Raw genomic sequence first — 7,539 nt, 5'->3', positions numbered from 1 at the left:
GATTTTGTCCGTTAGATTGTTTAAACTTCATAAGTAAGAGCGCCTCCTTGATGGTATTGGGTTACGAACCCGTCGACAAATCCATCATACCGAGGCGCTCCTTTTTTGACAAAGGCCATTTCTTAGCCTTAACAGGAATGTTTAGGTGAGAAGACAGTATATCCATTGGCTAGCAAAAAGGTATCAGACATATGCCCTCGGGAATGGGATCAAGTTCTTGTCATTGGCTCGTGACAAGAACTTGATCCCATAAAATAAAAAAACCGCGAGATACGCGGCAATTAATGAGATAATGTTCTTGTCACCCGACATTACACGTCAAACGCGCGCAAGCTTCAGCAGCCAACAGGAGTTGCGGTCTAGCGAGCGGGTGTTTCGCGCTCTGTTGATAACGGAAATGTTTAGAAAGATCCGTACTGCGTCTCCGGTTCGGTTGTTGAAAAGTACTTTGTTCGGCTGCAAATCGCCGGAACCGCCGCGGACAATGAACGTTCCTGTCGAAGGCAATGCCTCCACCTTGAAGGTGAATGCATCGTTGGACAGCAGGAAATTCAAACTTTTCAACACGAGCTTTTTCCCGTTAGGCACGTCAATCACAATGGTTTGAACATCAACACTTTTTCCGGGACTTAACTTAATAGGCGCCGTCCCACCGACAATTCCATTTAGTTGAAGCATAACTACACCTCCAGATCGAATATACGACAGTATATGGAAGACGCTTTGGAAGGGATTGTATGATTGTCCAAATGCGTATGGCCAATTAGAAGCCAGGAAACAATCTACGAGCAGTTGTTCTCGTATTCATCGCTCGGGATCGGGCTACGTCGAGGTTGCCATATTGCCATCAGCCAAATCGTCTTGAAAGGTGAGTACTAGATTGGGGACGTCAACAACAAGCAAATCGACATATACTATGCAAGTACGTTTTCAAACATCATTAGAAGAATGAAAGAACTGTGACCTGCTTTATACTCCCCTCGAGAACGAAAGGCTGCCGATCGTTGCCGGCAGCCTCCCATTGCTGTGTATTGAACAAACGTTCTGCGTTAGCGGAGACATTACATTGAACCAACTACGTAATTGTTCCATTGAGATAAATTCTTCTGCCAGCTATTAAGTCCATCAAAAGGACCAACGTAAACAACCTGATTACTATTAATTAATATCTGCAAATCATTATCTTGATCCCAGTCACATTTGCAGTATAAATTAAGAGCTGGTATATCCCAATTGTCTGGTTTATCGATCTCAAGTGAAATTGGGTTAATGAAACTCAATATTTCTCTTGGTGAACTGAGATTGTATAATCCTTCTGGAAACGCAACCTCACTAAGATTACTCATGACATCTTTGCAATACAATAATAAGTAATTACATATCGTCGAAACTGTCTCTTCACTTAACGAGTTAAGATTAGATGTGCATAAATTTACGTAATCTACCGATATGTTGTCGTTAAATTCTAAGCGAATATATTTGTTGAATAGTGATACATATACTTCACCACTCATTCCAAAATCACTTTTTCGAATGTTTCTGGTAAATTCCATCTAAGGGTTCCTCCATATTATAGGATAAGTAAGATAGATTCTTATTCGCCAGATTCCAGTAAACTCCTTTACAACTCTTCTGCCCGTTACTTTAATGAAAACAGGGAGCAGCTGCCGCGGCTCCCTGTTTATTGTGCTATCGTTCTTCCGTTAGATTAATCATTAATGTTTGCGAATAGCACCTAACATACTACAAACGTATTAATTCATTAGCTATGATCATAATTCCATTATTTTCGATCTCTTTTAATTCTGTATTGAGCTTAAAGCTATTTAAATTATAGATTGTTTTCGAATAATCCCTATTTAATATTGCTATTGGATTAATTGAGGGTAATTCACCATTTCGAATTTTCCCAATGCTAATTGGGCCTCCATCCATCTCTAAGCAAGATTGAATTATTTCAACTGGGCTTTGCTCCCAGAGATCTTGACATAAATCAATAATTGGATTTATTTTCTCCTCCCTAAATTGCCACTTACCTTCTTCAACTAGAATCTCATACTCCGGAATTATTATTGATAAACTAATTTTGTCGTTTCTATAGCCCCAATACATTCTCATATGAGTATAGAGTTCACTTGATAATAATAATTGTTTGTAATTATTACTAACGTGCTCGTCGTAGCCAAGAATGAACCTCTTCTCAAGTAATTGTTGATTCCAATTAATTATTTCGAGCAATGAATTACTTTCACTATTCCAGTAACCGTTCTTAAAAGGGAATTTAGTAAAGATGAATGAGCAAATTCGATCAACAAAATTCTTATTTAACGATTTATGAGAATAACCCACTTCAACAGAAAAATACGGTGGCATTCAAGTTCCTCCTCATATCAAAGCTTTTTAAATTTAAGTTATCTGTTAGGCGGAATTGTTTAAGCCTTTAACGGATTTACGAATAAATTTATTGTAGTCATTAACTAAGATTGCTTAGTAGGAAGCACTTCAATTGACTTATAAATAAGTTTTTGTTTATTTGGTAATTCCATATCTCTATGAAAGTGACCAAAATACCACTTTTTATACGATAAGCGTTCTTTTATTTCCTCAAGGTAATCACTTAATTGGTCCTCATAAATACCAGTATTTTTAGATTCATTTAGAATCTGTAAGGTTGATGTAGGACACATATGCGTGATTACGATGTCAACCTCCCATTTATGCCGCTCTAAATTCTTAATTCCTTCATGGTACTCTTCTAGTGATGGCATCTCTTCTGGCCACCAATTAACATTCTCTTTTCGATACTCTTTATCGTGAGATTGAGCTCCACCAAAAGTAAAGATCTTGTATCCCTTAATAGTAAAAATCTGGCCTCGCATTAAATGTATAATGCTTTCGCTTATTCGATGTACGTTTCCACCATTCCAATTCTCTACAGGGTAAGAATTAAGTAACTGGAAATTCTCATGATTTCCGTCAATAAATAGAGTACTAAAGTTTTTTCGAGCTAACCATTTCCTCCAATATAATTCATCATTTTTATTTTCCCATACAAGACCAAAATCTCCAGCGATTATTACGAAGTCATCTTTACTTAAATCTCGATTTATGGGAAATCGTTTGGAGTTCAATTTCCCAATATCTATATAACCATGAAGATCACCAGTTACGTACAATGTAATTCACTTCCTTGGAGAAATCTCAATTTAATAACTAACAGTTTATTCTCCACTCTACATATTTTTCCTTTATTTTTAACTAAACTGTCCTTTACTTCAACGAACAAAGCAGACTGCCACAGCAGTCTGCTTTGTTTCACTATCGTTCCCAGTTAGTTGAACGGTCAACTGTTGTATGGCATTAAAATCATGTTCTTCACGAAACATGATGGACATGAAATAATTCTCTCAATCTTGTTTGCATACATAATGGGAACATCCTGAACCATAAGAAAATGATAACCACACTCTGGACAAGGTACTTTATCGGATGAATTTGATGAGAGTATCTTTCCAGCTTCAATCCACTTCGGGGTACCTTCCTTCTTCCAAAATGGAATATACATCGGCTGTATTCTTTCAATTTTTTTCAGCTGTTGATTTAAATCCCAAACCTCAGGTTTTGATTGTTTATAAAACCACGTCGCTCCAGCGCTCACCCATTTATTTCTGTAACTCTCAAAAGTGTGACCTTCGTGGATATCATCAAATCCAAATTCAAAACCACAACAGTGACAAATTTCATACGATTCATTACCATCTGCATCATATGGTGCTTGTTGTAACTCATCATATCCGCAAACAGGGCATATATGTTTCATAATTTCCCCCACCTGTAAATCAAATTACCTCGATTTTACCACGGATAACTGCCCGTTCTTCAAAGAAAAAAGGGAACAGCTGCCAGTCGCGGCATTCTGCTCCCTGGTTATTCAACTATCATTTCCTCGTTAGCAAATCAATCCATGGTCCTCATCAATTATCCATGAAAACTCTTTAACAATAGTGTTAGCGATGCCCGATATTTCTAATTCTAAGTTGTCATCAAGGTTCATTGGCACATCAATTTCAATCAAATTTATTTCTTCTACTCCCTCAAGTGTGTCTATAGCATAGTTTCCATTTGAATTAGCAGGAATTCCTGTTAATCTAATATACTCCCCACTGAATTCTTTGATAAATGTTAAATGGCTTACTGTTGTGAATCCTAACTGGGTAATTAAGTATTGTTCCAAAACTTTTGACTTAATTTTCTTCGTATAATCTTCAGAATGGATGCTTATATAAGCGTACATAAAGCCCCCCCATTTAGTAACCTAATTTTTCGGAAAAGTTACTTTTTCAAGAATAGCCCCTGTCAGCATGTATTTAAACGTCTGCAGCTTTGTTTTGATTGAGCTATCGTTCTCCCGTTAGTTTAATGCATAATGGAACTGAGTGTTAGAGTTTCTATCTTCCCATTGTATTTTATGGTGAGTTTGAAAACGTCATCTGTAGTGGGTGTAATGGTGACAACATCAGCATTTCCTTCAGATGACGTGTGAAAACTTCTAACTCCTTGTAATTCCTGTGGATACTGGCTTTCAAACTTAAACCCTTCTCCTCCAACTAATTGATACTCAATTGGTCCGATTTTTGCTTCTCTGTTTCCCCCAATATTTTGAATATATATCGAATCAAACAATGAATTTTTAACTTTAAATATTGAAAAGGTGGCAAGCCACTCTTCTCCTTTCCCATAATAAACAACCTCATCTGACTTTTCTTTTAAATTAATAACTGATTCTTTGTTTGTACAGCCTGAAATAAATAAAAGAATTGATAGAACAAGAGAAAACAATATTCGATATTTCATGAGTTCAATTAAACCTCCTACTTTTGAATCTCCCAATATACCATATTATACCATGTGAGGAAGCATAAGTTTAGTTATCCTGCCCTTTAGTTTAATAACAAAAAGAGACCCACAGCAACGGGCTGCGGGTCTAAGTTTATATTTTAAAGGGGGTCGGTTTTTATTATAACCTTTAATGATTAATACCAGATGAAAATAAGATTTCAATCGTGTAACATTTACTCAACTCTCGTTTCCCGTTAGCTTAATCCTCTACACGATAAGTTTTAACATGATTAGATCCTTCAAATACATGGATTATTTCGCAGTGTTTGCAATGCCATATTCCGTATTTGGGCTCTGACATGTAATGTGAATCTATCAGTATAAAGAACTAAAACTCCCAGTTAATTAAACATTTAACACTTTTCTCCGTATCGCCTCAACGAGGTCGTGTACATAAGCTAACTTTTCGCCTCTCGGTTGCTCCCCCAAATGATTGTGCGCTCTCTCTATCATATAAAGTTCAGTTCTAAGATCATTAAGACTGCAATTATCAAAGTAGCCTTCCATTTTTTATGCCGATTTCACTTTCTTGGAGCAAATAGACATTTTATCAAACGAGCCCCAATACMCAAATGCATTAAAAGACGTAGTTAGATAGAATATCTCATCCCATCCTGCCTTACCTGGCGGAAGGTCTTCTATTGTTAATACATCAATTTCACGTATATCTCTCTCCGTTTCAGACATAAATCAAAATCCCCCATTACTTATATGATATTCCTCGATATTGCTTCGTATAGGAATTATCTTACGCATTGCTTCAATGAAATTGGAACCAATACCTTCTCTCATCGCCCTAACAAATGAGCTACAGTCGCTTGTCTAGTTGCTCCCTGGTGATGCGTTATCAAAACCCCCTTAGCCTCCGATACAACAACAGTTCAATATTAACACACATTGGAAGTAACCTGCCCGTTAGGTGAGCAAGGGCTGCCCTTCATGCCGGCAGCCTCGTCCTAGGTGTTTATTCAACTAAAGTTATCCGTCAGCTGAATGTATAGCCCTTTCATATTTCGATTTTCAAATATCCTTCATTCTCCTTCCCAGTCTGTATAGAGGATTCACTGATTAAATAACTTGCCTTAACTCTTGCAAACCATTTCTCCGTCTCAGATTTATGTTTAGTGTCAGCGTTCGTTTCCTCAACATATTCAAGACCTTCAACCGCCAAATAATCTACTTCCATTTTACCTATTCGATGTATAATCATAGCCCACTCAGCATCAGTGGCTATTTGTTTAGAATGTTGCAATATTAGCTCACAACTCCTTCTTGACATTGCACACGAACCTGCAGTAACATCTGCTTCTTTTCCTAGTTCCAGAGAAAAAAATTTGATTTGTTATTCTTTCAGTTACAATCCATTCAGTCGGATGAGTATAAAGTGCTCTTTCTGTTCTCCCTAAAATTAAGTAATTACGATTAGGGATTTCATACCAGACGATGTGTTTAAGTTCATTACTATGGTTATTACACCATGTAAGTAGACGGTCAAAATCACAGTAGTGAAAGAACTCAATATTGCTGTCMAAGCCTAATTTAAGTACTTCTCTTCTTGCATGTGCCGAACCTTTCTTAGGGATTACCCTTACATTAAATCCATAAGATAGAAGTTCTTCTAAAAGCTCACCACTTGACTCTTCACTCAAAGTAATAAAAATATTTTCATAAATCCTAGACAGATAACGATGATGTTTATTTATTAAAGCAAGATTATTTCCTTCCGGATCATGACTTGTACAGAGCAATCCAATCTTACTCATAAAGCCCTCCTAAATATATCTGATATCCTTATACTATAGATTCTCGACGTGGTTATAAATGGAAATTTATTATTTTGTCATGGATTTTTGTTACTCAGTATACTGCCCGTTAACATTCCTGTAGGTGTTAGTAGATTGAATTTGCAGAAAAAAGAACGCCTCGCTACGATGAGTATGTACTGGGTTCCAGCCCTCAGAACTCACCTTAGGAGGCGTTATCATGAAGTCTAATCCAATTAAGTCTCAAAATCAACGTGTAGAACGAATCAGCACTACTACTCTGGTCATAGGCATCGACATTGCCAAGGAGAAACACGCAGCACAAGCCATTAATTTTCGAGGTGTTGTCCTCACCAAACGCCCTATTCTATTTTCGAATGACCTTGCCGGATATGAGCATTTAGAACAAAGCATTCGGAAATTACAGAAGATGCACGGCATGAATGACATCATTGTGGGAATGGAGAGCACCGGTCACTACTGGTTCAATATTGCCAACTGGTTGGTAGATCAGGGCATTGATGTGGCTCTTGTCAATCCAATGACAACAAAACGCAATAAGGAAAACAGAGATAACTCACCTTCCAARAACGACCCAAAAGATGCTCTGGTCATCGCCGATGCGGTCAGCCGTGGGTTCTACACGCCCTTCTCTCCAAAGGATGAAGCATCCCGCCCTAYACGGGTTATGGTTACAAACAGAGAGYACTGGGTTGTTAAATCAGGAAGGACTAAGAATAGAATCCACCGCTGGCTTGATATCCGGTTTCCAGAATACAGACAAGCATTTGATGATATTTTTAGCGATCGCTCGTTAGCCACTTTGCGCCGCTTTCCAGCCCCTTCTGACCTATTGCAGCTAACTCCGGAGCAAGCA

The 7,539-nt window shown here is 37.6% G+C and carries 10 protein-coding genes; 1 reads left to right on the top strand and 9 read right to left on the bottom strand.

What is annotated here, in order from left to right:
• Window positions 1-318: 318 nt before the first annotated feature.
• The 9 genes from AB4114_RS35225 to AB4114_RS35185 form a co-directional block, all read right to left on the bottom strand.
• Window positions 319-678: a hypothetical protein gene (locus AB4114_RS35225; protein WP_441992592.1), complete on the bottom strand. Its 360-nt coding sequence runs from the start codon at window positions 676-678 to the stop codon at window positions 319-321.
• Between the two features lie 383 nt (window positions 679-1,061).
• The gene (locus AB4114_RS35220) at window positions 1,062-1,553 is read right to left on the bottom strand and encodes a DUF6985 domain-containing protein (protein WP_441992591.1); all 492 of its coding nucleotides are present in this window, start codon (window positions 1,551-1,553) and stop codon (window positions 1,062-1,064) included.
• 190 nt (window positions 1,554-1,743) lie between these two features.
• Window positions 1,744-2,373, bottom strand: a complete 630-nt coding sequence (locus AB4114_RS35215) for a hypothetical protein (RefSeq protein WP_441992590.1) — start codon at window positions 2,371-2,373, stop codon at window positions 1,744-1,746.
• A 104-nt stretch (window positions 2,374-2,477) separates the two neighbouring features.
• Window positions 2,478-3,176 carry a metallophosphoesterase family protein gene (locus AB4114_RS35210; RefSeq protein WP_441992589.1) on the bottom strand — a complete coding sequence of 233 codons (699 nt, stop codon included), beginning with the start codon at window positions 3,174-3,176 and terminating at the stop codon, window positions 2,478-2,480.
• Between the two features lie 167 nt (window positions 3,177-3,343).
• Window positions 3,344-3,820 (bottom strand): hypothetical protein, encoded by a 477-nt coding sequence (locus AB4114_RS35205; protein WP_441992588.1) that lies wholly within the window; start codon window positions 3,818-3,820, stop codon window positions 3,344-3,346.
• A gap of 129 nt (window positions 3,821-3,949) precedes the next feature.
• The gene (locus AB4114_RS35200) at window positions 3,950-4,294 is read right to left on the bottom strand and encodes a hypothetical protein (RefSeq protein WP_441992587.1); all 345 of its coding nucleotides are present in this window, start codon (window positions 4,292-4,294) and stop codon (window positions 3,950-3,952) included.
• A 122-nt stretch (window positions 4,295-4,416) separates the two neighbouring features.
• Window positions 4,417-4,854, bottom strand: coding sequence for a hypothetical protein (locus tag AB4114_RS35195; RefSeq protein ID WP_441992586.1), 438 nt, complete (start codon window positions 4,852-4,854; stop codon window positions 4,417-4,419).
• A 1,051-nt stretch (window positions 4,855-5,905) separates the two neighbouring features.
• A complete protein-coding gene (locus tag AB4114_RS35190; protein ID WP_441992585.1) occupies window positions 5,906-6,151 on the bottom strand; it encodes a hypothetical protein in 246 nt (81 codons plus the stop codon).
• A gap of 7 nt (window positions 6,152-6,158) precedes the next feature.
• Window positions 6,159-6,662 (bottom strand): hypothetical protein, encoded by a 504-nt coding sequence (locus AB4114_RS35185; protein ID WP_441992584.1) that lies wholly within the window; start codon window positions 6,660-6,662, stop codon window positions 6,159-6,161.
• 220 nt (window positions 6,663-6,882) lie between these two features.
• Between AB4114_RS35185 and AB4114_RS35180 the strand changes: the two genes are divergently transcribed.
• Window positions 6,883-7,539, top strand: a 657-nt coding sequence (locus tag AB4114_RS35180; RefSeq protein ID WP_441992583.1) for an IS110 family transposase, incomplete at its 3' end; no start/stop codon positions are given.

Origin of the sequence: Paenibacillus sp. 2RAB27, assembly GCF_052115445.1 — a bacterium.
Classification (GTDB): Bacteria; Bacillota; Bacilli; order Paenibacillales; family NBRC-103111; genus Paenibacillus_E.
The sequence above is the reverse complement of the archived record's forward strand: the minus strand, read 5'-3'. Positions and strand labels throughout refer to the sequence as shown.